This window comes from Gordonia rhizosphera NBRC 16068 (assembly GCF_000298195.1).
GTDB classification, from domain to species: Bacteria; Actinomycetota; Actinomycetes; order Mycobacteriales; family Mycobacteriaceae; genus Gordonia; species Gordonia rhizosphera.
This window is the reverse complement of record NZ_BAHC01000003.1, coordinates 1-22,977: the sequence shown is the minus strand read 5'-3', so window position 1 is coordinate 22,977 and position 22,977 is coordinate 1. Positions and strand designations below refer to the sequence as shown.

The window sequence follows — 22,977 nt, the reverse complement described above, 5'->3', positions numbered from 1 at the left end:
CTGCTGCGCACCCTGCCGCCCGCCAACCCGGATGCGGTGACCGGACTGCGCGCGGCGGCCGCGGCGCTGGGAGTGTCGTGGCCGGCCGACATCACCGTCGGCCAGTTCCTCGCGGGCCTGCCCAAGGGCCGCCCGTCGACCCTGGCCCTCATGTCGGCCGGCGCGAACCTGATGCGGGGCGCCGACTACCTGGTGCTCGACCCGGCACAGGAGCGGCCGGGTGCCGATAAGGTGCGCCACGCAGCGATCGGAGGCGTCTACGCGCACGTGACCGCACCGCTGCGCCGCCTCGGTGACCGCTTCGCCACCGAGGTGTGTCTGGCGATCACGACGGGGCAGGCGGTACCGGGTTGGGTGTCGCGGGCACTGCCGACGCTGCCGAGGCTGCTGCGCTCGGCGGGATCGCTCGCGTCGTCGGCCGAGCGTGCCGGCATCGACCTCGCCGAGGCCGTCCTCCTTGCGGGACGGGTCGGTGAGAGGTTCGATGCGGTCGTGCTGCACGCGGCGACCGAGCACCGGCCGGCGCGGGTCTTCCTCACCGAACCGGCGGTCATCGCACCGTGCGACGGTGACCCCGGACAGGGCGAGCGTCTGACCGTCATGCTCCGCGACGCAGATCCCTCGACGCGGAAGGTGGCCTTCGCGCCGGCCTGACGGACGCCGCGCTCAGAGATCCTTGGCGACCGCCCGGTAGGCCTCGAGGGCGCGCGCGCTGTCGTTCTCCTGACGGGCGTCGATGCGTCCGAGCACGAACAGGTCCTGGCCGGACGCGGTCCCGGAGCCGACGATCTCGGCGAGCCGTTTGCGGTTGATGGCGGTGTCGTTGAAATCCCCGAGCGCCGACTGGATGTCCTTGGCGGCCTTGGCCACCTTGCGGTATTTCTTGCGGCCCAACGGTTCGGCCGCGTCGGTGCTGTAGCGCAGCCGCTTGGCGCGCCGACGGATCAGATGCAGTTGCTCGGTCCATTCGTGCGAACCCTCGGGCAGCGTCGCCAGCGTCGCCTGCGCTTTCCTGATGCTCTTGCGGTTCTTGGCGATGGACCGGTCGACCGCCTCGGTCGCCTCCAGGTCGGCGTCCGGACCGGGCGGCGGCGAGGCGATGAGCTCGTCGATGGCGTCGAGCAGCGAGAAGTAGCGTTCGGAGTTCATCGCGCTGTGCGCCGCCTTGATCGCACGGTCGTGGACTGCGGTCTCGGCGCCGGCCAGCGTCGCGATGAGCTCGTCGGATGCGTTCTCCGAGCGCAGCAGAGACTCGTCGAGCGCGAGCTGGACCTCGGAGTCACGGGCCTCCCCGAGGATCCGTGCCAGCAACTTCAACTCCTCGTTGAGGTGAGCGGTGCGCGCCTCGTCGAGCACCGTCGGGAACCCGGAGAAGATGCTGCGCAGCCGGCGGCATGCCACCCGCATCTGGTGGACGGCGTCCTCGGCGTCGACACGGACGAGTGGGTCGTAGGCGACCAGCGAGTTGCGGTGGATGGCGATGTCGGTCACCACCAGTTCGAGTGCAGTCGGCCGCTTGCCGACGTGCGGCTCGGTGACCGACGGTGTCGACCCGATGGCCCGGGCGAGTTTCGAGGCCGACGACGGTGCCCGGCCACCGGCACGCTGCAGGATTTTCTCGGCCGCTTTCAGCACGTTCTTGTCAGGGCGGTCGCCCAGCAACTCGAATTCCCATTCCGCCCACTCCTGGAAGTGCCCACCCGGCAGCAGGGACTGGGCGGTCACCAGGTCCTCGGCGAACTCGGCGACGGGACTGCCGTCGGAGCCGAGGAGTGTGGTGACCGTGCGTTTCGTGGACAGCGCGGCCACCGGGATCAGTTTGCGGGTCCGGACCAGGGCCACCACCGGGGTGAGCATCTCGGCCGGGACGTCACCGTCGGCGGGCGCGTCGTCGAAGCCGACACGCAGTTCGCGTCGGGCACCCACGGTGCCGGTCGGCCGCTTCAGGTGCCAGCCCGCATCGTGTCCGCCGGTGCGGCGCCGCATCGTGATCCGGTTGCCGGCGAGATCGAGGTTCTCGGTGTCGAAATAGGTGGCGTCGAGGGTGAACGTCTCGGGTTCGGTCGCGCCGATGACACCGGGCAGAGCGCGCAGGTCGGGGGCCGTGTGCCCGGCATCCACGTCGAACTTGAGCTCGATCTCGACCACCTCGGATGCAGCCACCCGTTCCTCCCGTTCCGCGGCCCGGCGGGCGCCGCCGAGTCACCGTCGATGTCGTCGGAAAGTCTAGTCGGACTCGGCCGCGAATCGGTCGGTGGCGGTGATCAGATGGTGTTTGATCCCAGGCTCGAACGAGGCGTGTCCCGCGTCGTCGACGATGTGCAGTTCGGCTTGAGGCCACGCCCGGTGCAGATCCCACGCGCTGCGGGTCGGGCACACGACATCGTAGCGGCCCTGGACGATGACCCCGGGGATGTGTGCGATCCGGTCGATGTTGGCCAGCAGCTGCCCGTCGTCGAGGAAACCGCCGTGGACGAAGTAGTGGTTCTCGATGGTGGCGAAGGCCAGGTCGAAGCGGTGATTCTCCGCGTCGGGCGCGTCGGGTTTGGGGAGCAGGTAGCTCGTCGCCTGCTCCCACCCGGTCCAGGCGCCGGCTGCCGCGCGAGCGATCTCCGGATCCCGCGAGGTCAGTAACCGGTGATAGGCGGCGACCAGATCCCCGCCGCGTTCGGCCTCGGGGATCGGCGCCAGATACGACTCCCACAGATCCGGGTAGATGTGGGCGGCACCGCCGTTGTAGTACCAGTCGATCTCGCTGCGCCGCAGGAGGAATATGCCGCGCAGCACCAGTTCGGTCACCCGCTCGGGATACGTCTGGGCATAGGCGAGCCCGAGCGTCGACCCCCACGACCCGCCGAAGACCTGCCACCGATCGATCCCCAGGTGCTCGCGCAGGCGTTCCATGTCGGCGATCAGGTGGTCGGTGGTGTTGACGGCGAGGTCGGCGCCGTCCGCGATGTGGGGACGGGATCGCCCGCAGCCGCGTTGGTCGAACAACACGATCCGGTACCGGTCCGGGTCGAAGAACCGGCGCTGATCCGGCGACGTCCCGCCACCGGGTCCGCCGTGCACGAAGAGCACCGGTTTGCCCGTCGGCGTCCCCGACGTCTCCCAGTAGACGAGCTGGCCGTCCCCGACGTCGAGCAGGCCCTGGTCGTAGGGTTCGATCTCCGGGTAGAACTCGCGCATCAGCACAGCCTATGCGCGTGGCGTGTCAGTAACTGTGTTCGGGTGCCGGGAACGAACCACGACGAACCTCGTCGGCGTATTCTTCTGCGGCGGAACGCAACTGGTCGCCGATCTCAGCGAACCGCTTGACGAAGCGAGCGGTGCGGCCGTGGGTCATCCCGGCCATGTCCTGCCAGACGAGTACCTGGGCGTCGGTCTCGTTGCCGGCACCGATACCGACGGTGGGGATGGTGAGCTTGCGGCTGATCTGCCCGGCGAGTTCGGCCGGCACCATCTCCATGACGACGGCGAAGGCGCCCGCTTCCTGGACCGCGATCGCATCGGCGATCAGTTGGTCGGCGGCGTCGCCGCGCCCCTGGACGCGGTAGCCGCCGAGTCCGTTGACGCTCTGCGGGGTGAAACCGATGTGCGCCATCACCGGGATGCCGGCCGCGCTCAGTGCGGCGATCTGATCGGCGACACGTTCGCCGCCCTCGAGCTTGATCGCCTGCGCTCCGGTCTGCTTGAAGACCTTGACGGCGGATTCGAGGGCCTGCTGCGGTCCGGCCTCGTAGCTGCCGAACGGCAGATCCGCGACGACCAGCGCATGCGGCGCACCGCGGACCACCGCGCGGATCAGGGGGATGAGCTCGTCGACGGTCACCGGGATCGTGGTGTCGTAGCCCAGCATGACGTTGGCCGCGGAGTCGCCGACGAGCAGCACCGGAATCCCGGCGGCGTCGAAGATGCGGGCGGTGGAGTAGTCGTAGCAGGTGAGCATCGACCACTTCTCGCCGTCGGCCTTCATCTGGGCCAGGTGCTGTACGCGGGTCGCGCGGCGGTGGGGGGTGGCTGTCTGCGATGAATCGGCCGTGACCGGACCGGACGCGCCGTACACCGAGGATTCCGACATCGTTGTCTCTTTTCTGCCTCGAGTCCTGGCCTGCAGGTACCCGGGTTGGATCGGACGAGGTCCATTGTCTCATCGGAGCGCCGCAGATCGGCGCCTCTGACCTGTGGTTTTGCTCACATGCCGGGGAGAGTCCGGGCCGTGGACGGCGGTGGATAGGATGCCCCGGGTTCTCCGAGCGACGCCGCCCGGCGGAGGAGCGCGGGTCTGGCGACCATCTCATTTCGGCGAAAATCCGTCTCGAATAGTGGGATGGGTCGCGCAAAACCGCAGTACGTAGAGTTTGACTTGAATCCGTAACACGGATTTAACAGGATCCTTCTAATCTCCGGGGCATGGATCGCCAAAAGGAATTCGTGCTGCGGACCCTCGAAGAGCGTGACATCCGATTCGTGAGGCTGTGGTTCACCGATGTCCTGGGCTACCTGAAGTCCGTGGCGATCGCGCCCGCCGAACTCGAAGGGGCATTCGCCGAGGGCATCGGCTTCGACGGCTCGGCCGTCGAAGGGTTCTCCCGGGTATCCGAGGCCGACATGATCGCCACGCCGGACCCGTCGACATTCCAGATCCTGCCGTGGACGACCTCGAGCGGGCGCCATCACTCCGCTCGCATGTTCTGCGACATCGTGATGCCGGACGGGACGCCGAGCTGGGCGTCATCGCGGCATGTCTTGCGACGTCAGCTCAACAAGGCCGCCGACCAGGGGTTCAGCTGCTATGTGCACCCCGAAATCGAATTCTTCCTGCTCAAGCACGCACCGTTGGACGGCAGCGTCCCGACACCGGCCGACTCCGGCGGATACTTCGATCAAGCCGTCCACGACTCGGCGCCGAACTTCCGGCGTCACGCCATCGAGGCCCTCGAATCGATGGGGATCTCCGTGGAGTTCAGCCACCACGAGGGTGCCCCCGGCCAGCAGGAGATCGACCTGCGTTACGCCGATGCCCTCTCGATGGCCGACAACATCATGACCTTCCGCTACGTGGTCAAAGAGGTCGCGATCAACGAGGGAGCCTGGGCCACCTTCATGCCCAAGCCGTTCAGCGAATATCCCGGCTCGGCGATGCACTCGCATATGAGCCTGTTCGAAGGTGACACCAACGCCTTCCACAATCCCGACGACCCGATGCAGCTGTCGGACACCGGCAAGAAGTTCATCGCCGGAATCCTCCACCACGCGAGCGAGATCAGCGCGGTCACCAATCAGTGGGTGAACTCCTACAAGCGGCTGATCCACGGTGGCGAGGCGCCGACGGCGGCGACCTGGGGCGGCGCGAACCGCTCGGCGCTGATCCGGCTGCCCCTCTACACCCCGAACAAGGCGTCGTCGCGGCGGATCGAGGTCCGCAGCCCCGACTCGGCCTGCAACCCCTACCTGACGTTCGCGGTGCTGCTGGCAGCCGGGCTGAAGGGCATCGCCGAGGACTACGAACTCCCGGAACCGGCCGAGGACGACGTCTGGGCGTTGACGCCCGCCGAGCGACGAGCGATGGGTTATCGCGAACTCCCGGGCAGCCTTGCCGAGGCGCTGGGTCAGCTCGAGAAGTCCGAGTTGGTCGCCGAGACGCTGGGGGAGCACGTCTTCGATTACTTCCTGCGCAACAAGTGGGCGGAATGGACCAACTATCGCAGCATGGTCACACCGTTCGAGCTCAAGAACTATCTGTCGCTGTAGGACCGTCGAGGACCCGCCCTGCCCGGTCGTGGCCGCGTGCGGCCCGCTACCTTTTGAGTGTGACTTCACCTCGTGGACGTGGGCGCATTCCCAGCGCCGGGAGGCTCGGACTTCTCGAGCGCACCGCGCCGGACCACCTCGCGGACCTGGGGTGGAACGACGAGGATTCGGTGGACGTGCTGTGGTCGCTCTCGCGTGCGCCGGACGCCGACCTCGCGTTGCGTGCGTTGGTTCGGATGAAGGGGGCGGTCGGTGAGGACTGGGCGGAGGTCGACCGGCTGATCCGCACCGACAAGGGTTTTCGGGGGCGGCTCTTCTCGGTGCTCGGCGGCTCGGACGCCTTCGGCGACCACCTCGTCGCCGAGACGGAAAGCTGGCGGCTGTTGGCGGAGCCGGCGCTGCCCACCGTCGAGGAGATCTACGCGCGGATGCTTGCGTCGGTGGACGCCACCGGGGAGCCCGGTGAACTCGAGAAGGGCAACAAGGTCTACCGCGCGGCGCTGACCGGCCCGAAGGCCGTCGTCGCGCTGCGGATCGCCTACCGGAATCTGCTGCTGCAGTTGGCCGCCCACGATCTGGCGTCCACGGTGGAAGACGAGCCGGTCATCTACCTGCCAGAGGTCGGCGGGTTTCTCGCCGATGCCGCCGATGCGGCGTTGACCGCGGCGCTCGCGGTGGCCTTCACCGAGGTGTGCGGGGACAAACCGATCTCGGTGCGGATGGCCGTGATCGCGATGGGCAAATGCGGTGCGCGGGAACTGAACTATGTCAGCGACGTGGACGTGATCTTCGTCAGCGAACCGGCCGACGGGCGCTCGGCCCGGATTGCCGGCGAGATGATGCGCATCGGGACGCTGGCATTCTTCGAGGTGGACGCGGCCCTGCGGCCGGAGGGCAAGGCGGGGGCGCTGACGCGGACACTGGACGCACACGTCGCCTACTACAACCGCTGGGCGAAGACCTGGGAGTTCCAGGCGCTGCTGAAGGCGCGGGCGATGACCGGCGACATGCAGCTCGCCGACGAATACATCGCGGCGCTGAAGCCGATGGTGTGGACCGCCGCCGAGCGCGACGATTTCGTCCCCGAGGTGCAGGCGATGCGCCGCCGCGTGGAGTCGCTGGTTCCCGAAGACCTGCGCGAGCGCAATCTCAAGCTCGGCAGCGGCAGTCTGCGCGACGTCGAGTTCGCGGTGCAGCTGCTGCAGATGGTGCACGGCCGGGTGGATGAGGAGATCCGTGTCCAGGCCACTGTCGACGCGCTCACCGCCCTCACCGCGGGCGGCTACGTGGGTCGCGACGACGGTGCGAACCTCAAGGCCTCCTATCAGTTCCTGCGGCTGCTCGAGCATCGGCTGCAGCTGCAGCGTCTCTCGCGGACGCACGTGTTGCCCTCCTTCGACGACGAGGGCAACATGCGGTGGCTGGCCCGCGCCGCGCACATCCGACGGGAGGGCGAACACGATCCGACCGAGGTGCTGCGCGAGGAACTCAAGCGTCAGAAGGCGCGGATCCGGCGACTGCACGAGAAGCTCTTCTACCGCCCGTTGCTCAATGCCGCGACACGCTTCAACACCGACGAACTGACGCTCACCGACAAGTCCGCCGAACGCCGGCTTGCCGCGCTGGGATACGCGCAGCCCGCCCGGGCACTGAGCCACATCCGGGCGCTGGCGTCGGCGCCGCTGCGGCGCGGGCAGATCCAGCTGCTGATCCTGCCGTCACTGCTGGAGTGGATCGGCAACACCCCCGACCCGGACGCGGGTCTGCTCAACTATCGGCGACTCTGCGACGCGATGGACAAGGAGGAGTGGTTCATCCGGCTCCTGCGCGACGACGGTGTGGTCGCCGAGCGGCTGATGCATGTCCTCGGCACCTCGGCGTACATCGCGAACCTGCTGATGCGTTCGCCGGATGTGATCCACCTCTACTCGGACGGGCCGAACGGACCGAAACTCTGCGAGACCCGTCCCGAGGACGTCGCCAAGGGACTGATCGCGTCGACGATCCGTCAGCAGGACCTGAAACGCGCCGTGGCGGCGGCCCGGTCGCACCGACGCTTCGAACTCGCCCGGATCGCCTCGGCCGACATCCTCGGGATGATGGATGTACCGCAGGTGTGCGCCGCGTTGTCGAGCGTGTGGGCGGCGGTGCTCAACGCCGCGCTGACGGTGGTCATCGCGGAGTCCGAGCGCGAAAGCGGTGAGTCGGCCCCGGCGCGGATCGCGGTGATCGGCATGGGGCGTCTCGGTGGCGGCGAACTGGGCTACGGTTCCGACGCCGATGTGTTGTTCGTCTGTCAGCCCAACGAGGGCTTCGACGAGGTACCCGCGGTGCGCTGGGCACAGACGATCGCGGAGAAGGTGCGCTCGATGCTGGGTTCTCCCAGTGAGGACCCGCCCTTGGAGGTGGACACCGGTCTGCGCCCGGAGGGCCGGAACGGTCCGGTGGTGCGGACGCTCGCCGCCTATGCCACCTACTACGAGCAGTGGGCGCAGCCGTGGGAGATCCAGGCGCTGCTGCGCGCCCACCAGGTCGCCGGCGACGACGCCCTCGGCGTCGACTTCCTGCTCATGGCCGACCGTATCCGCTATCCGGAGGGCGGTGTGTCATCGGAGGCGGTGCGCGAGATCCGTCGCATCAAGGCGCGCGTGGACTCTGAACGTCTGCCGCGCGGCGCGGACCCGGCCACCCACACCAAACTCGGCCGCGGCGGACTCGCCGACGTCGAGTGGACCGTGCAGCTCCTGCAGCTGCGCCACGCCCATCGCTTCGCGACCCTGCACAACACTTCCACGCTGCAATCGCTCGACGCGATCGGTGCGGCAGAGCTGTTGAGCGAGACCGACGTGGCGCTGCTCAAGAACGCATGGCTGACCGCCACCAAGGCCCGCAACGCGCTCGTGCTCGTCCGTGGCAAGCCCGTCGACCAGCTGCCCGCGTTGGGTAAGCAACTGCGCGCCGTCGCCTATGCGGCCGGCTGGCCCGAGGACCACGCGGCGGAATTCCTGGAGAACTACCTGCGGGTGACGCGCCGGGCGAAGGCCGTGGTGCGCAAGGTCTTCGGGGAGTGAACGGGCGCGTCGGCGTTCGGCCGGACAACCGGACGGACGCCGACGCAACCGCCGCTATTTGGCGGTCTCGTTGTCCTCGCGGGCCCGCGAGATTCCGGCCTTCACGAGAAGGAACGGCACGAACATCGTCGCGAGCGCGGTGACCAGCCAGACGATGACCGTGGCCGCGATCCAGGTCGCCGCTCCGGTGATGTCGATCCCGTTGCTGACCAGGGTCGCCAGGAGCAGCGCCACGAAGGTCGACACCAGGCCGACGCCGCCGAGAAATGCCTCGGCGTTGTTCTTGACCACCTTCAGGATGAACGGTCCGAGGATCAACTGAGCCGCGGAGAACACCACCACGGCGACGATGAACCCGCCCCAGTGGATGGCCAGATCGTCGAGGATCAGGTCGGCCACCAGGAGCCCGATCGCGGCGGAGATCAGGTAGACGAGCGTGCGGATCAGTATGCGGATCATGTACTCAATCCTAGGCTTGACGTCCCTGTTATCGCGTGATCCTGCGTCGGGACACGGCGATCGAGCCCCGAGTGGGTCGAACTCAGACAGGTCGGCCGCCGCGAGTCCGTGGACTACACGACGGCCGCCGGGATCCGGGGAGTCAGAGGATGTCGACCTTGGTGCCCACTGATAGGACGACCTCGTCGCGCTCCTCGGAGCTGTTCACGAGTGAGATGACGAGGTCACCGTCATCGTTGGGGAGTGCGGTCTTCACGACGCCACGGTGGCCATCGATGCTGATCCGGTCTCCGGGTGCGAGGTCTTCGACGAAACGGCGGGTGCGTACGGTGGTGGGCATGGTCTCAACCTAAAGCCAACACCGGTGAATCGGCAGGGTACAAAGGCCTTAACGTGACATGAATCACATGGGCATTTGTCGAGGTAGCGTGCGGTCGACGTGAATTCGAAGGGACCACGAAACCCAAAGGGCGGCCCGGGAATGATTCCGGGCCGCCCTTTGAGTGTGTCGGTGCTCAGCAGTCGTAGTAGAGCGAGAACTCGTAGGGGTGCGGACGGATCTGCACCGGCTCGATCTCGTTCTCGCGCTTGAGCGCGATCCAGGTCTCGATGAGGTCCTCGGTGAAAACGCCACCGGCGGTGAGGTATTCGTGATCCTCTTCGAGCTTGTCGATGACCGCGGACAGCGAGGTGGGCGCCTGCGGGATGCCCTTGGCCTCCTCCGGCGGGAGCTCGTAGAGGTCCTTGTCGACGGGCTCGTGCGGCTCGATCTTGTTCTTGATGCCGTCGAGGCCCGCCATCATCATCGCGGCGAACGCCAGGTACGGGTTGCCCGAGCTGTCCGGGCAGCGGAACTCGAGGCGCTTGGCCTTCGGGTTGTTGCCCGTGATCGGGATACGCACGCAGGCCGACCGGTTGCGCTGGCTGTAGACCAGGTTGATCGGGGCCTCGTAGCCCGGAACGAGACGCTTGTAGGAGTTCACCGTCGGGTTGGTGAACGCCAGCAGCGAAGGTGCGTGGTGCAGGATGCCGCCGATGTAGTAGCGCGCCAGATCCGACAGACCCGCATAGCCGGCCTCGTCGTGGAACAGCGGCTTGCCGTCCTTCCACAGCGACTGGTGGGCGTGCATACCCGAGCCGTTGTCACCGAAGAGCGGCTTCGGCATGAAGGTGACGGTCTTGCCATTCTGGTAGGCGGTGTTCTTGATGATGTACTTGAACAGCAGCACATCGTCGGCCGCGTGCAGCAGGGTGTTGAACTTGTAGTTGATCTCGGCCTGGCCGCCGGTGCCCACCTCGTGGTGGCCGCGCTCGAGCTCGAACCCGGCGTTGATGAGGTTGGTCGACATCTCGTCGCGCAGGTCGACGTAGTGGTCGTAGGGCGCGACGGGGAAGTAGCCGCCCTTCGGCCGGACCTTGTAGCCGAGGTTCGGGCTGCCGTCGGGATCGGTCGGCGAACCGGTGTTCCACCAGCCCGACTCGGACTCGATCTCGTAGAAGGTGCCGTTCATCTGCGAGTCGAAGGCGACCGAGTCGAAGATGTAGAACTCGGCCTCGGCGCCGAAGAAGCAGGTGTCGGCGATACCGGTGGAGGCCAGGTAGTCCTCGGCCTTGCGGGCGACGTTACGCGGGTCGCGGCTGTAGGCCTCACGGGTGAACGGGTCGTGGACGAAGAAGCTGATGTTCATCGTCTTCGCCTTGCGGAACGGGTCGATCCGCGCGGTGGCCGGGTCGGGCAGGAGCATCATGTCCGACTCGTCGATCGACTGGAAGCCGCGCACCGACGAGCCGTCGAACGCCAGACCGTCCTCGAAGACCGATTCGTCGAAAGCCGTTGCCGGGATCGAGAAGTGCTGCATCACGCCGGGCAGGTCGCAGAAGCGGATGTCGACGTACTCGACACCCGACGACTTAATGCCCTCGAGAAGTTCTTCGTTGCTGCTGTACACCGTCCGGTGACTCCTTAACTTGTTCGGGTGGGCCAGTGACCTGGCGCGCCTCATCCGCCCCGCGAACGGCAGCGGACCTCAGCCTGAACCGTATGGACGCGAGGTTGCCCACACGTCAAGTCTGTGTTTCTCGTGTGTTACACGGACCCGATGAGTGGGTAACTCAAACAACATCCCGGATCGAAACGATGCCATGTCCGCGCAACGCGCACAGCGGAACCCCCAGAGAAGTCGCCTGACGGCGCCGGAACCGCAGGTGAGAACGGCTGCGCGCGCCGACTACGATGAGGGCATGCGTCAACCCACACCGCCGTGCCAGCCCTCGTGTCCCGACATCGAGAAGCGGGGTCGGTGATGGGGCGCGCGACCGGTTCCTGGTTGTCGGGACCTCAGATCGGTCCGGGCGGTGGCGGCGACGTCGAGTACCGGGGCCAGGACCTCGGGTTGCCCGCCGACGGCCCCGGGTCGCTGGCCACGGGATGGCAGCGCACGATGGGTCTGCTCGTCGACTGGTTGCTTGCCGGCGGCATCTCGCTGCTGTTCGTGCGCTTCGGCTCGCCGAATCTGGGCACCGTCGTCCTCGGGGTGTGGTTCGTGATCGGCGTCGTGTCGGTCTCGTTGTTCGGGTTCACCCCCGGTCAGTTCGCGCTCGGACTGCGGGTCGCGCGCGTCGACCACGGCCCCGAGCGCGCCGAGGCGGAGGCCACCGGCAAGGTCCGGTTCGCGGCGGTCGGTGTCGTGCGCGCCCTCGCGCGGCAGGTGCTCATCGTGTTCCTGGTGCCGGCGCTGATCAACGACTACAACGGCCGTGCCCTGCACGATCGATCGACCGGGACGGCGATGGTGCGCACGCGCTGAGTGTCGATCGTCCGCGCCACTGTTCACTCGGTGTGGCCCTTGAGGATCTCGTCCTCGATCGTGCCGCCGAGGCCCTCGGCCTCCGGGTCGAATCCGTGCAGGCCGCCGGTGACCGCATACTCCTCCTCCGGGGACAGCACCAGGCGATGCCGGCCGTAGAAGCCGAAGATCAGCAGGCCGATGACGTAGAAGACGACGATCGCGATCACTGCCGACCGGTAGTCCGGGTTGATCAGCACGCCGACAAAGGTGATCGCGGCGACCACGAAGGCCACCCCCGCACCCCACACGCCGGTCGGACTCACATACGGCCGTCGCGCGTTCGGGAACTTCTTGCGCAGGATGACGAACGAGACCATCTGCAGCATGTAGGCGAGGACCGCACCCCACACCGCGATGTTCAGCACGATTGCGCCGGCGCCGGAGATCCAGTACTCGATGATGAGCAACGCGACGAATCCGACGACCGCACCCGCGGTGAGTGCGATGAAGGGGGTCTGCCGCGACCCGGTCAGCGACAGCACCTTCGGGTAGTAGCCCGCGCGGCTCAGCGAGTAGAGGTTGCGACCGTAGGCGAACATGATGCCCTGCAGACTCGCGAGCAGGCCGATCAGCGCGAAGGCCGACAGCACCGACGCCCACCCCGAGGGCAGGAAGGCGCGGAACCCGTCGAGAAGCGGTTCGTCGGCACCTCCCAGCGCCTCCGACCCGGTCACCGCGGGATTGAGGAAGAAGACGACCGCGGCACAGCCCACCAGTGTGACCATGCCCCAGATCCCGGCCCGCGGAATGTCCCGGGTGGGTTCGTGGGCTTCTTCGGCGGCCAGCGGCAATTCCTCGATCCCGAGGAAGAACCACATCGCGAACGGCAGCGCGTACAGGATGCCCATCACGCCGAAGGGTAGGAAGTCGCTCGCGCCGGCCTTCGACGTGTCCGGGTCGATGTCGAGCAACTTGCCGAAGTCGACAGCGCCATTCGCGATCGCCAGGATGCCGAACAGCACCAGGATGCCGATCGAGACCACAGCGACGACGATCGCGAACTTGAACGAGGCCTCCGCGCCCCACGAGTTGAGCCCGATGAACACCGCGTAGAGGATCAGCCACCACACCCAGGCGGGCAGGCTGAGTCCGAACAGGTCGTCGGTGATGGCGTTGGCATACGACGCGGAGAAGTAGACGACGACGCCGGTGGTGAAGACGTACTCGATCGTCTCCGCGAATCCGGTCACGAACCCGCCCCACGGGCCCATCGCCGCGCGGGCGAAGGAGTAGGCGCCGCCGGTGTGCGGCATGGCCGCCGACATCTCGCCGATCGAGAAGAGCATGCCGAAGTACATGACGATGATGATCAGCGCGGCGATGCCCAGGCCGCCCCAGCCGGCCTGTCCGATGCCGAAATTCCAGCCCGAGAAGTCGCCGGAGATGACCGCGGCGATGCCGATTCCCCAGATGCCCCAGAACCCGGCGCTGCGTTTGAGTTGTCGCTTCTCGAAGTAGCCGTCCTCGGCGTGGGTGTAGGTGGCTCCGGACGACTTCAAGGCCGGTTTCGCAGCGTCTGCCATGGCGGGTTCTCGCTCTCGGTGTGGGCCGAATCTGGCGTGGGCGTGATCGCTGGCGGCGACGGTGCCTCCAGGAAGGCAGAATAGGACCTCAAAGGTCGGTATTCCCACCTTTAGAAGAAACATCTCGGTTAAATCGGGTGGGGTGGTGGAGTTGGGCGGCCGTCCAATGGTTGACTGGGCCTGTCCGGACCCGACGGATCCATCCACGACAGGAGCGCCGATGACCGAGGGCATGCTCGACATGACCGACCTCCGGGGGCTCGTCGCGGCGGGTGAGCTCGACACGGTGATCGTCGGATTCGCCGACATGCAGGGTCGGCTGACGGGCAAGCGGGTGTCGGCGCGCCTGTTCCTCGACGACGTCGCCGCGCACGGCGCGGAATGCTGCAACTATCTGCTGGCCGTCGACGTCGAGATGAACACGGTCTCGGGCTACGCGATGTCGAGCTGGGACACCGGTTACGGCGACATGGTGATGATGCCGGATCTCTCGACGCTGCGGCGCATCCCGTGGCTGCCCGGGACCGCGTTGGTGATCGCCGATCTCACCACCGTCGACGGCACGCCGGTGGCGCCCGCACCGCGCAACATCCTGCGGCGACAGCTCGATCGACTCGCCGAGCGGGGGCTTGCGCCCTATGTCGGGACCGAACTGGAGTTCATGGTCTTCGACGACACCTACCGCGACGCGTGGGCGCGGCGCTATCACGGCCTCACCCCGGCCACTGACTACAACGTCGACTACGCGATGCTCGCCTCGACCCGGATGGAACCGCTGTTGCGCGACATCCGCCTCGGCATGACCGGCGCCGGGATGTACTGCGAGGGAGTCAAGGGCGAATGCAATCTGGGGCAACAGGAGATCGCCTTCCGCTACGACCACGCGCTGGTCACCTGCGACAACCACACCATCTACCGCAATGGGGCCAAGGAGATCGCCGACCAGCACGACAAGAGCCTGACGTTCATGGCGAAATACGATGAGGCCGAAGGTAACAGCTGCCACATCCACATCTCGCTGCGCGACGACGACGGCCGTCCCGTCTTCGCCGACAACACGGCACCACACGGGATGTCGCCGCTGTTCGGGCACTTCATCGCGGGCGTACTGGGATCGCTGCGTGAGCTGTCCCTGTGCTTCGCGCCGAATATCAACTCCTACAAGCGATATGTCGACGGCAGTTTCGCGCCGACGGCGATCGCCTGGGGGATGGACAACCGGACCTGTGCGTTGCGGGTCGTCGGGCACGGCGCGGGGATGCGGGTGGAATGCCGTACCCCGGGCGGCGACGTCAACCAATACCTCGCCGTCGCCGCGCTGATCGCCGGCGGCCTCGACGGGATCGATCGTGAGCTGCCGCTACCGGAGATGGCCGTCGGCAACGCGTATGCGGGGTCCGCGCAACGGTTGCCGACGTCGCTGGCCGAGGCTGCGGAGGTGTTCGGCGGATCGGACCTCGCGCGCTCCGCGTTCGGGACCGAGGTCGTCGAACACTATCTGAACAACGCCCGGGTGGAGCTGGCCGCGTACGGAGCAGCCGTGACCGATTGGGAGAGGATGCGCGGCTTTGAACGACTCTGACCGCCAGGAGTGGGCACACCCCGTCGTCGGGATGACCACGTATCTGCAGCAGGCGCAGACCGGGGTCTGGGACGTGCGCGCGAGCTACCTACCGGAGGTCTACTTCGACGGGGTGGGCCGCGCCGGCGGCGTCGCGGTGCTGCTGCCGCCGCAACCGGTGGACGATCGGGTCGCCGCGCATATCGTCGCCGGACTCGACGCCCTCGTGCTCACCGGCGGCAAGGACGTGGATCCCGCCGCCTACCAGCAGGATCGGCACCCGCAGACCGATGAGCCCGACGACGTCCGCGACGCCTGGGAGTTCGCGCTGCTGCGCGCCGCGCTCGATCGGCGGGTGCCCGTGCTGGGGATCTGCCGTGGCGCGCAGGTGCTCAACGTCGCGATGGGCGGCACGCTGCACCAGCACCTGCCCGACGTCGTCGGGCATTCTCGCCACCGCGCCGGGAACGCCGTGTTCAGCACCACCGAGATCGTGGTCACCCCGGCCACCCGCCTGGCCTCGCTGCTCGGCGACCACCTCACCGCCGAGTGCTACCACCACCAGGCGATCGACCGCCTCGGCGACGGTCTGGTGGTGAGCGGTCGCGACGCCGAAGGTCTGATCGAAGCGGTGGAGATACCCGGCGACGACTTCGTGCTGGCGGTGCAGTGGCATCCCGAGGAACGCCTCGACGACCTGCGGCTGTTCTCCGCCGTGGTCGATGCCGCACGCATCCGTCGGGTCCGCACCCAGCAGGAGGTGGAGGTATGACAACCTTCGAACTGGTCAATCCGGCGACCGCCGAGGTGATCGGCGAAGTCGATCACTCCGACGCGGCCGCGGTCGACGACGCGGTGGCCGCAGCGCAGTCCGCGCAGCGCGTGTGGGCGGGGCTCGCGCCGGCCGCCCGCGCCGGCCGATTGCGGGACTTCGCGGCGGCGGTGGCGGCACACCGCGACGAACTCGCCGCCCTCGAGGTCGCGAACTCGGGCCACCCCATCGGGCAGGCGCGTTGGGAGGCCGACCACGTGACCGATGTGCTGACCTACTATGCGGCGACCCCGGAACGATTGTCCGGCAAGCAGATTCCAGTCACCGGGGGAATCGACATCACCTTCTGCGAACCCATCGGCGTCATCGGCGTCATCACGCCGTGGAACTTCCCGATGACCATCGCGTCGTGGGGTTTCGCTCCGGCGCTCGCCGCGGGCAACGCGGTGATCGTCAAACCCGCCGAATGGACCCCGCTGACCACGATCCGACTCGCCGAGCTCGCCGAGCAGGCGGGGTTGCCGCCGGGGCTGTTGCAGGTCCTGCCCGGTCGCGGGGATGTCGTCGGTGAGGCGATGCTCGGGCATCGGGGGATCGGCAAGATCGTCTTCACCGGGTCCACCACCACCGGACGGCACGTGATGGCGCGGGCGGCGGAATCGGTGAAGCGGGTCACCCTCGAACTCGGTGGCAAGAGCGCCAACATCGTCTTCGCCGACTGCGATCTCGAGCGGGCCGCGGCCACCGCCCCCTACGGCGTCTTCGACAACGCCGGCCAGGACTGCTGTGCGCGCAGCCGGATTCTGGTGCAGCGCAGCGTCCACGAGAAGTTCATGGAGTTGCTCGAACCTGCGGTGACCGGAGTGCGGGTCGGCGACCCCACCGACGAGAACACCGAGATGGGACCGCTGGTCTCGCGGGCGCACCTCGAGAAGGTGTCCTCCTACGTCTCCGACGACGCGCCGGTGGCCTTCCGCGGCACCGCCCCGGACGGTCCCGGATTCTGGTTTCCCCCAACGGTGCTCACACCACAACCGACCGACCGGGTGGTGACCGAGGAGATCTTCGGGCCGGTGGTCGCGGTGCTGCCCTTCGACGACGAGGCCGACGCCGTCGCGATCGCGAACGCCACCGACTACGGGTTGTCGGGGTCGATCTGGACCGACGACCTCTCCCGCGCACTGCGGGTGTCGCGGGCGGTGGCGGCCGGGAACCTGTCGGTCAACTCGCACTCGTCGGTGCGGTACTCCACACCGTTCGGCGGATTCAAACAGTCCGGCCTCGGCCGCGAACTGGGGCCCGACGCCCCGCTGGGGTTCACCGAGACCAAGAACGTCTTCATCGCCGTCTCCGACGGGGAAGGGAAACCATGAGCAGCACAGTCGATCTGACGCAGCGCCTGGCCGGACGGGTCGCCGTCGTCACCGGCGGGGGCAGCGGTATCGGTTTGGCGTCGGCCCGTCGGATGCGCGCCGAGGGCGCCACCATCGTCATCGGCGATGTCGATCCCGACGCCGGCAAACGCGCCGCCGACGAGGTCGGCGGCCTCTGCATGTCCGTCGACGTCGCAGACGGCGAACAGGTCGACGCGCTCTTCGACTCCGCGGCGGAACGCTACGGATCGGTGGACATCGCGTTCAACAATGCGGGCATCTCACCGCCCGAGGACGATCTGATCGAGACCACCGAACTCGACGCGTGGCAGCGTGTGCAGTCGGTGAACCTGACGTCGGTCTACCTGTGCTGTCGGGCGGCGTTGCGGCATATGACGGCGGCGGGCCGCGGATCGATCATCAACACCGCCTCGTTCGTCGCGGTGATGGGTTCGGCCACGTCCCAGATCTCCTACACGGCATCCAAGGGCGGGGTGCTCGCCATGTCGCGGGAACTCGGTGTGCAGTATGCGCGGCAGGGAATCCGGGTCAACGCATTGTGTCCGGGGCCGGTCAACACGCCGCTGCTCACAGAACTCTTCGCCAAGGACCCGGAGCGCGCCGCACGCCGCCTCGTGCACGTCCCCGTCGGGCGTTTCGCCGAACCCGAGGAACTCGCGGCCGCGGTCGCCTTCCTTGCCAGCGACGACGCCTCCTTCATCACCGCGTCGTCGTTCCTCGTCGACGGCGGTATCAGCTCGGCCTACGTGACGCCGTTGTAGGCCATGACCACCACATCCGGTGCCGGGGATCTGTCCGACGCTTTGCTCGCGCCGGTCAGGCCGGCCAACGCGTTCGAGGAGACCGTGGGTCGGTTGTTGCAGATCATTCGGCTCGGTGTGTTCGCGCCCGGTGAGGCGATCCCACCGGAACGAGACCTCGCCGGGCGGCTCGGCGTGAGCCGCGACACGGTACGGGAGGCGATCAAGGCGTTGGCCGACGCCGGCTTCCTGGTGTCGCGCCGCGGTCGGTATGGCGGCACCTTTCTCACCGACACGCTGCCCGCGCCCGAACCGGTGTCGCAACCGGTGACCGCCGCCGAACTCGACGACGCGCTACGAGTGCGTGAGATCCTCGAGGTGGGAGCGGCGCGGATGGCGGCCGGGCGGACCTTCTCGGCCGCCGAGCGTGAGGCGTTGTGGGGCAGGCTCACCGACATGCGCGGCGCGGGTGGCGATGACTACCGCCGCCTCGACTCACGGTTGCATCTGGCCATCGCCGAGGCCACGGGCGCGCCGTCGCTGGTCGCGATGGTCGCCGACAACCGGATGCGGATCAACCGGCTGCTCGACCGTATCCCGCTGCTCGATCCCAACCTCGCCCATTCCGAGGAGCAGCACGAGGCAATCTTGATCGCGATCCTGACCGGCAACGCCGACGCGGCCGCCGACGCGATGCGGGTACACGTCGAGGGCACCGCGACGCTTCTGCACGGGTTTCTGGACTAACCCGGCCTCGGCCCACACACAGAACTCGCAGTTACACGAAGAGTTTTCCGTGCATCTGCGAGTTTCGTGTGTGTCGGAACTCGTCGGCCCGGATCAGCTGCGGCGTCGCGCGGTGCGCTGCATCCCACGCACCTTGGCGTTGCCCGGGATCGGGCCCTTGGGCATACCGGGGCCTTGGGGATTGCGCCCGCCGAGCGCCGCCAACCGGCCCTCGAGGGCGTCGATCCGCTTGCCGTTGATGTTGGACGGCAGCTTGTTGACGTGGCGTTCGAGCTTGCTCAGCGGGACCTGACCGTCGTCGTTGCCGACGATGATCTCGTAGATCGGGGTGTCTCCGACGACCCGGGCGGCCTTCTTCTTCTCCTGCGCCAGCAGCGACTTGACGCGGGCGGGGGAGCCCTCGCCGACCAGGATCACGCCCGGCTTGCCGATCACGCGGTGCACCGCGTCAAGGTGGGCGTTACCGCTGACGGCCTGCGAGACCCGCCATTGCCCGCGCATGTTGCTCAACGCCCACCCGGCGGCACCCGGCTGACCCTCGGCCTTGGTGTAGACGGTGCGCTGCACGCGTCGTCCGAAAAGGAGGAACGCGGCAAGCAGCCCGAGCACGATACCCAGCGGCAGCAGGAACCAGAGCATGCCGAACACGAGCCCGAGCACCACGAAGACCGCGACGATCAGCACGAACGCGCCGACCATGTACGGGATCAGCCGTGGGTCTTCCTTCCGCTGCATCTGGAAGGCCTGCCACAGCTGCTTGTAGCGTTCCCTCGATGCCTGCCTGCGGGCCCGTTTTGCTGCGGCCTTTGCTTCTTTGCTCGCCGACGACGCCTTTGCCATGGTGTCCAGCTTACTTCGCGCGCGACGCCCTGCGGACCCCCCGTCGGACTTCGCCGGGAAGTCCAGGACACGCCCTAGCGAGCCAGACGCTCGAGCAGACTCGTGGCCTCCTGGGCCGCCGACCCCTCCTCGGCGAGGTGCGCGAGCTCCGGGGAGATCTCGCGGCCGTGATGGGCCATGGCCTGCGCGTACAGACGTCCGGCACGGTAGGAGGAGCGGACCAGCGGACCGGCCATGACCCCGGCGAAGCCGAGCTCGGTGGCGAAATCGGAGTGGTCGACGAACTCTTCGGGCTTCACCCACCGTTCCACCGGATGGTGGCGCGGCGAGGGCCGCAGGTACTGGGTGATGGTCAGGATGTCGCAGCCCGCCTCGTGCAGGTCGACGATCGCGGACTGGACCTCCTCGGGGGTCTCACCCATGCCGAGGATCAGGTTGGACTTGGTCACCAGACCGAAGTCACGGGCCTGCGTGATCACGTTGAGGGACCGTTCGTAGCGGAACGCCGGACGGATGCGTTTGAAGATCCGCGGGACGGTCTCCAGGTTGTGGGCGAGTACCTCGGGGCGCGCGTCGAAGACCTCGGCGAGCAGATCCGGCTTGGCGTGGAAGTCGGGGATCAGGTTCTCCACGCCGGTGCCGGGATTGAGGCGGTGGATGGCGCGCACGGTCTCGGCGTAGAGCCACGCGCCTTCGTCGGGTAGGTCGTCGCGGGCGACACCGGTGATGGTGGAGTATCGCAGACCCATCGCCTGCACGCTCTCGGCGACGCGGCGCGGTTCGTCGCGGTCGAGTTCGGCGGGCTTGCCGGTGTCGATCTGGCAGAAGTCGCACCGCCGGGTGCACTGTTCGCCGCCGATCAGGAAGGTGGCCTCGCGGTCCTCCCAGCATTCGTAGATGTTGGGGCAGCCCGCCTCCTCACACACCGTGTGCAGGCCCTCACGCTTCACGAGGCCCTTGAGTTCGGTGTACTCGGGGCCCATGGTGGCGCGGGTCTTGATCCAGTTCGGCTTGCGCTCGATCGGGGTCTCGGCGTTGCGGACCTCGATCCGCAGCAGCTTGCGGCCGGCGGGTTCGGGTGGGGTGTGGTCGGTGGATGGGGACACGGTCACCGCTCCGATCCTACGCGGGCGGTTTCTCGGGTATCGGGTGCGCGTCCCTCGGCGTCGAGGGCCTTCGACACCGCGGCGGCGACCGGGTCGATCAGCTCGGCGACGCGCAGTGACCGCCCGAGCTCGCGGCTCAGCGACGTCACCCCGGCGTCGGCGATGCCACACGGCACGATCGCGTCGAAGGCCGACATGTCGGGGTCGATGTTGAGCGCGAAGCCGTGCAACGTGACCCCCCGGGCAACGCGGATGCCGATCTGGCCGAGCTTGCGTTCGGAGTCATCGCACACCCACACCCCCGAGCGTCCGGCCACGCGGCGGGTTTTCACCCCGACGTCAGCGCACACTCCGATCAGCGCTTCCTCCAACCGGCGCACGTACTCGACGACGTCGAGCGGTTCGGCGAGCTTGACGATCGGGTAGCCGACGAGCTGCCCGGGGCCATGCCAGGTGATCCGGCCACCCCGGTCCACGTCGATGACGAGGGAACCGTCCGTCGGGCGGTCGGAGTCCTCGGTGCGCTTCCCGGCGGTGTAGGTCGAGGGATGCTCGAGCAACAGGAGTACGTCGTGGTCGAGTACGCCGTCGGCGCGCTGTTCGGCGAGGCGGTGCTGCAGTTCGTAGGCCTCGCGGTAGTCGACGACGCCGAGGCGGCGCGTCTCGATCGGCGTGGCGTCGGCCCGGAGGGAACGATCACGCATTCGCGTACTCCAGTGCGGCGTCGATGGTGGGGTGGTCGAAGGAGAATCCGTGTTCGGTGAGCACCCCAGGTGCAACGCGCTGACTGATCAGAATCATTTCCTGCGCCATCTCGCCGCCGAGGCGACCGGCGACGAAGCCCGGCACGGACATCAGCGTGGGCCGGTGTACGGAGCGGCCGAGGGCGTCGACGAACTCGCCGTAGGGGACCGCGCCGGGCGCCGCCAGGTTGACCGGACCGGAGATCGACGACTCCAGCAGGAAGGCGATCGCCCGGATCTCGTCGGGCAGGCTTATCCACGAGAAGTACTGCTTGCCGTTGCCGATCGAGCCGCCGAGGCCGAGCTTGAACAGCGGGCGCAACCTTCCCAGCATCCCACCGCGGCGGGACAACACCGGCGCGGTGCGCAGAAGCACCACGCGGGTGTCGGGTCCCGCGTTCGCGGTGGCCGCCGACTCCCAGTCGGTGACGAGCCCGGCGAGGAAACCTTCCCCGGGACCGTCGGATTCGGTGGCCGCCCGCGACCCGGTGTCGCCGTAGTAGCCCGTGGCCGACGCGCTGAGGAAGGTCGGGACCCTCGCGGCCGCGACGGCCTCGGCGAGCACCTCGGTGGGGGTGATCCGGGAATCCCTCAGCTCCTGTTTGAACCGTCCGGTCCACAGCTGGTTCCCGATCCCGACCCCACCGAGGCCGATGACCGCGTCGACCCCCTCGAGGCTCTCCGCCGGAACACCGAATGTCTCCGGGTCCCAACTGAATTCATCGTCCGACAGGGCCTCGCGGCGGACCAGCCGGACCACGGTGTGCCCCGCGCCACGCAGCGCGGAGACCACCGCGGAGCCGATCAGACCCTGCGAGCCGGCGACGGCTATACGCATCGGGCCCTAGAGTCCGAGATCGGCGGCGAAACTGCCCGCCTCGAGACGCTTCTTGATGGTGGTCAGGAAGCGTCCCGCGTCGGCACCGTCGATGAGGCGGTGATCGTAGGTCAGCGGGAGATACGACATCGAACGCACCGCGATCGACTCCGAACCGTCCTCGCCGGCGATCACGACCGGCCGCTTGACGATCGCGCCGGTGCCCAGCATCGCCGCCTGCGGCGGGACCAGGATCGGCGTGTCGAACAGCGCGCCCTGGCTGCCGATGTTGGTGATGGTGAACGTGCCACCGGCCAACTCGTCGGGTTTGAGCCCACCGGCACCCTTGCGGGCGCGGGCCGCGATGTCGGCGATCGCGCGGGCGAGTCCGGCGATGGACAGGTCGTCGGCGTTGTGGATGACCGGCGACAGCAGGCCCTGCTCGGTGTCGACGGCGATGCCGAGATGCACCTTGTCGTAGTAGGTGATCTCCTTCTTGTCCTCGTCGATCGACGCGTTGACGTTCGGGTGCGCCTTCAGCGCCTCCACGACCGCTTTCGCGATGAACGGCAGGAACGTGAGGTTGACACCCTCGGACGCC

Annotated in this window: 20 protein-coding genes and 1 pseudogene; 9 read left to right on the top strand and 12 right to left on the bottom strand. The window is 67.8% G+C overall.

The window, feature by feature from the left end; genetic code table 11:
- Positions 1-654: pseudogene (locus GORHZ_RS00255) on the top strand (RNB domain-containing ribonuclease); the annotation flags it as partial.
- A gap of 12 nt (positions 655-666) precedes the next feature.
- On the opposite strand, the gene GORHZ_RS00250 reads toward GORHZ_RS00255, so the two are convergent.
- The 3 genes from GORHZ_RS00250 to panB form a co-directional block, all read right to left on the bottom strand.
- A complete protein-coding gene (locus tag GORHZ_RS00250; RefSeq protein WP_006329127.1) occupies positions 667-2,163 on the bottom strand; it encodes a CYTH and CHAD domain-containing protein in 1,497 nt (498 codons plus the stop codon).
- 63 nt (positions 2,164-2,226) lie between these two features.
- Entirely contained in the window at positions 2,227-3,189 is a 963-nt protein-coding gene (gene pip / locus GORHZ_RS00245) for a prolyl aminopeptidase (RefSeq protein ID WP_006329126.1), read from the bottom strand.
- Positions 3,190-3,214: 25 nt separating this feature from the next.
- On the bottom strand, positions 3,215-4,081 hold the full coding sequence (panB, locus tag GORHZ_RS00240) for a 3-methyl-2-oxobutanoate hydroxymethyltransferase (protein WP_006329125.1): 867 nt from the start codon (positions 4,079-4,081) through the stop codon (positions 3,215-3,217).
- Between the two features lie 332 nt (positions 4,082-4,413).
- On the opposite strand from panB, the gene glnA (GORHZ_RS00235) reads away from it, so the two are divergent.
- Positions 4,414-5,754, top strand: a complete 1,341-nt coding sequence (glnA, locus tag GORHZ_RS00235; RefSeq protein WP_040529475.1) for a type I glutamate--ammonia ligase — start codon at positions 4,414-4,416, stop codon at positions 5,752-5,754.
- A 59-nt stretch (positions 5,755-5,813) separates the two neighbouring features.
- Entirely contained in the window at positions 5,814-8,825 is a 3,012-nt protein-coding gene (locus GORHZ_RS00230; protein WP_051998701.1) for a bifunctional [glutamine synthetase] adenylyltransferase/[glutamine synthetase]-adenylyl-L-tyrosine phosphorylase, read from the top strand.
- Positions 8,826-8,879: 54 nt separating this feature from the next.
- On the opposite strand, the gene GORHZ_RS00225 is transcribed toward GORHZ_RS00230, so the two are convergent.
- The 3 genes from GORHZ_RS00225 to glnA (GORHZ_RS00215) all read right to left on the bottom strand — a co-directional run bounded on the left by GORHZ_RS00225 (position 8,880) and on the right by glnA (GORHZ_RS00215) (position 11,233).
- Positions 8,880-9,284 carry a hypothetical protein gene (locus GORHZ_RS00225; protein WP_006329122.1) on the bottom strand — a complete coding sequence of 135 codons (405 nt, stop codon included), beginning with the start codon at positions 9,282-9,284 and terminating at the stop codon, positions 8,880-8,882.
- Between the two features lie 142 nt (positions 9,285-9,426).
- On the bottom strand, positions 9,427-9,624 hold the full coding sequence (locus GORHZ_RS00220) for a hypothetical protein (protein WP_006329121.1): 198 nt from the start codon (positions 9,622-9,624) through the stop codon (positions 9,427-9,429).
- 175 nt (positions 9,625-9,799) lie between these two features.
- Entirely contained in the window at positions 9,800-11,233 is a 1,434-nt protein-coding gene (gene glnA, locus GORHZ_RS00215) for a type I glutamate--ammonia ligase (RefSeq protein ID WP_006329117.1), read from the bottom strand.
- 354 nt (positions 11,234-11,587) lie between these two features.
- On the opposite strand from glnA (GORHZ_RS00215), the gene GORHZ_RS00210 reads away from it, so the two are divergent.
- Positions 11,588-12,091 carry an RDD family protein gene (locus tag GORHZ_RS00210; RefSeq protein ID WP_006329116.1) on the top strand — a complete coding sequence of 168 codons (504 nt, stop codon included), beginning with the start codon at positions 11,588-11,590 and terminating at the stop codon, positions 12,089-12,091.
- 23 nt (positions 12,092-12,114) lie between these two features.
- Here the strand turns inward: GORHZ_RS00210 and GORHZ_RS00205 are convergent, their stop codons facing one another.
- Positions 12,115-13,656 carry an amino acid permease gene (locus GORHZ_RS00205; RefSeq protein ID WP_006329115.1) on the bottom strand — a complete coding sequence of 514 codons (1,542 nt, stop codon included), beginning with the start codon at positions 13,654-13,656 and terminating at the stop codon, positions 12,115-12,117.
- A 220-nt stretch (positions 13,657-13,876) separates the two neighbouring features.
- On the opposite strand from GORHZ_RS00205, the gene GORHZ_RS00200 reads away from it, so the two are divergent.
- From GORHZ_RS00200 to GORHZ_RS00180, 5 genes are read left to right on the top strand one after another with little or no spacing between them, the layout of a single operon-like run.
- Positions 13,877-15,238 carry a glutamine synthetase family protein gene (locus tag GORHZ_RS00200; protein ID WP_006329114.1) on the top strand — a complete coding sequence of 454 codons (1,362 nt, stop codon included), beginning with the start codon at positions 13,877-13,879 and terminating at the stop codon, positions 15,236-15,238.
- A 31-nt stretch (positions 15,239-15,269) separates the two neighbouring features.
- Entirely contained in the window at positions 15,270-15,989 is a 720-nt protein-coding gene (locus GORHZ_RS00195) for a gamma-glutamyl-gamma-aminobutyrate hydrolase family protein (RefSeq protein ID WP_051998700.1), read from the top strand.
- Positions 15,986-17,362: an aldehyde dehydrogenase family protein gene (locus GORHZ_RS00190; RefSeq protein ID WP_006329108.1), complete on the top strand. Its 1,377-nt coding sequence runs from the start codon at positions 15,986-15,988 to the stop codon at positions 17,360-17,362. The genes GORHZ_RS00195 and GORHZ_RS00190 overlap by 4 nt, the downstream gene beginning before the upstream one ends.
- Positions 17,359-18,144 carry a 3-oxoacyl-ACP reductase gene (locus GORHZ_RS00185; protein WP_006329107.1) on the top strand — a complete coding sequence of 262 codons (786 nt, stop codon included), beginning with the start codon at positions 17,359-17,361 and terminating at the stop codon, positions 18,142-18,144. Before GORHZ_RS00190 ends, GORHZ_RS00185 begins: the two co-directional genes overlap by 4 nt.
- A gap of 3 nt (positions 18,145-18,147) precedes the next feature.
- Positions 18,148-18,870: a FadR/GntR family transcriptional regulator gene (locus GORHZ_RS00180; RefSeq protein ID WP_006329106.1), complete on the top strand. Its 723-nt coding sequence runs from the start codon at positions 18,148-18,150 to the stop codon at positions 18,868-18,870.
- A 93-nt stretch (positions 18,871-18,963) separates the two neighbouring features.
- Here GORHZ_RS00180 and GORHZ_RS00175 read toward each other — a convergent pair whose 3' ends face one another.
- The 5 genes from GORHZ_RS00175 to GORHZ_RS00155 form a co-directional block, all read right to left on the bottom strand.
- Complete coding sequence (locus GORHZ_RS00175) at positions 18,964-19,710, bottom strand: DUF4191 domain-containing protein (RefSeq protein ID WP_006329105.1); 747 nt, start codon at positions 19,708-19,710, stop codon at positions 18,964-18,966.
- Between the two features lie 74 nt (positions 19,711-19,784).
- On the bottom strand, positions 19,785-20,822 hold the full coding sequence (lipA, locus tag GORHZ_RS00170; RefSeq protein WP_006329104.1) for a lipoyl synthase: 1,038 nt from the start codon (positions 20,820-20,822) through the stop codon (positions 19,785-19,787).
- The gene (gene lipB / locus GORHZ_RS00165; protein ID WP_006329102.1) at positions 20,819-21,520 is read right to left on the bottom strand and encodes a lipoyl(octanoyl) transferase LipB; all 702 of its coding nucleotides are present in this window, start codon (positions 21,518-21,520) and stop codon (positions 20,819-20,821) included. The genes lipA and lipB overlap by 4 nt, the downstream gene beginning before the upstream one ends.
- On the bottom strand, positions 21,513-22,397 hold the full coding sequence (locus GORHZ_RS00160) for a TIGR01777 family oxidoreductase (RefSeq protein ID WP_006329101.1): 885 nt from the start codon (positions 22,395-22,397) through the stop codon (positions 21,513-21,515). Before GORHZ_RS00160 ends, lipB begins: the two co-directional genes overlap by 8 nt.
- A 6-nt stretch (positions 22,398-22,403) precedes the next feature.
- Positions 22,404-22,977: 2-oxo acid dehydrogenase subunit E2 (locus GORHZ_RS00155; protein WP_006329100.1), on the bottom strand; the 574-nt coding region annotated here is incomplete at its 5' end.

Bases quoted from the DNA above. Each gene is read 5' to 3' on its own strand.
- pip (WP_006329126.1), bottom strand. From the start codon at position 3,189: ATGCGCGAGTTCTACCCGGAGATCGAACCCTACGACCAGGGCCTGCTC.
- panB (WP_006329125.1), bottom strand. From the start codon at position 4,081: ATGTCGGAATCCTCGGTGTACGGCGCGTCCGGTCCGGTCACGGCCGAT.
- glnA (WP_040529475.1), top strand. From the start codon at position 4,414: ATGGATCGCCAAAAGGAATTCGTGCTGCGGACCCTCGAAGAGCGTGAC.
- GORHZ_RS00225 (WP_006329122.1), bottom strand. From the start codon at position 9,284: ATGATCCGCATACTGATCCGCACGCTCGTCTACCTGATCTCCGCCGCG.
- GORHZ_RS00220 (WP_006329121.1), bottom strand. From the start codon at position 9,624: ATGCCCACCACCGTACGCACCCGCCGTTTCGTCGAAGACCTCGCACCC.
- GORHZ_RS00210 (WP_006329116.1), top strand. From the start codon at position 11,588: ATGGGGCGCGCGACCGGTTCCTGGTTGTCGGGACCTCAGATCGGTCCG.
- GORHZ_RS00205 (WP_006329115.1), bottom strand. From the start codon at position 13,656: ATGGCAGACGCTGCGAAACCGGCCTTGAAGTCGTCCGGAGCCACCTAC.
- GORHZ_RS00200 (WP_006329114.1), top strand. From the start codon at position 13,877: ATGACCGAGGGCATGCTCGACATGACCGACCTCCGGGGGCTCGTCGCG.
- GORHZ_RS00195 (WP_051998700.1), top strand. From the start codon at position 15,270: ATGACCACGTATCTGCAGCAGGCGCAGACCGGGGTCTGGGACGTGCGC.
- GORHZ_RS00190 (WP_006329108.1), top strand. From the start codon at position 15,986: ATGACAACCTTCGAACTGGTCAATCCGGCGACCGCCGAGGTGATCGGC.
- GORHZ_RS00185 (WP_006329107.1), top strand. From the start codon at position 17,359: ATGAGCAGCACAGTCGATCTGACGCAGCGCCTGGCCGGACGGGTCGCC.
- GORHZ_RS00180 (WP_006329106.1), top strand. From the start codon at position 18,148: ATGACCACCACATCCGGTGCCGGGGATCTGTCCGACGCTTTGCTCGCG.
- GORHZ_RS00175 (WP_006329105.1), bottom strand. From the start codon at position 19,710: ATGGCAAAGGCGTCGTCGGCGAGCAAAGAAGCAAAGGCCGCAGCAAAA.
- lipB (WP_006329102.1), bottom strand. From the start codon at position 21,520: ATGCGTGATCGTTCCCTCCGGGCCGACGCCACGCCGATCGAGACGCGC.
- GORHZ_RS00160 (WP_006329101.1), bottom strand. From the start codon at position 22,397: ATGCGTATAGCCGTCGCCGGCTCGCAGGGTCTGATCGGCTCCGCGGTG.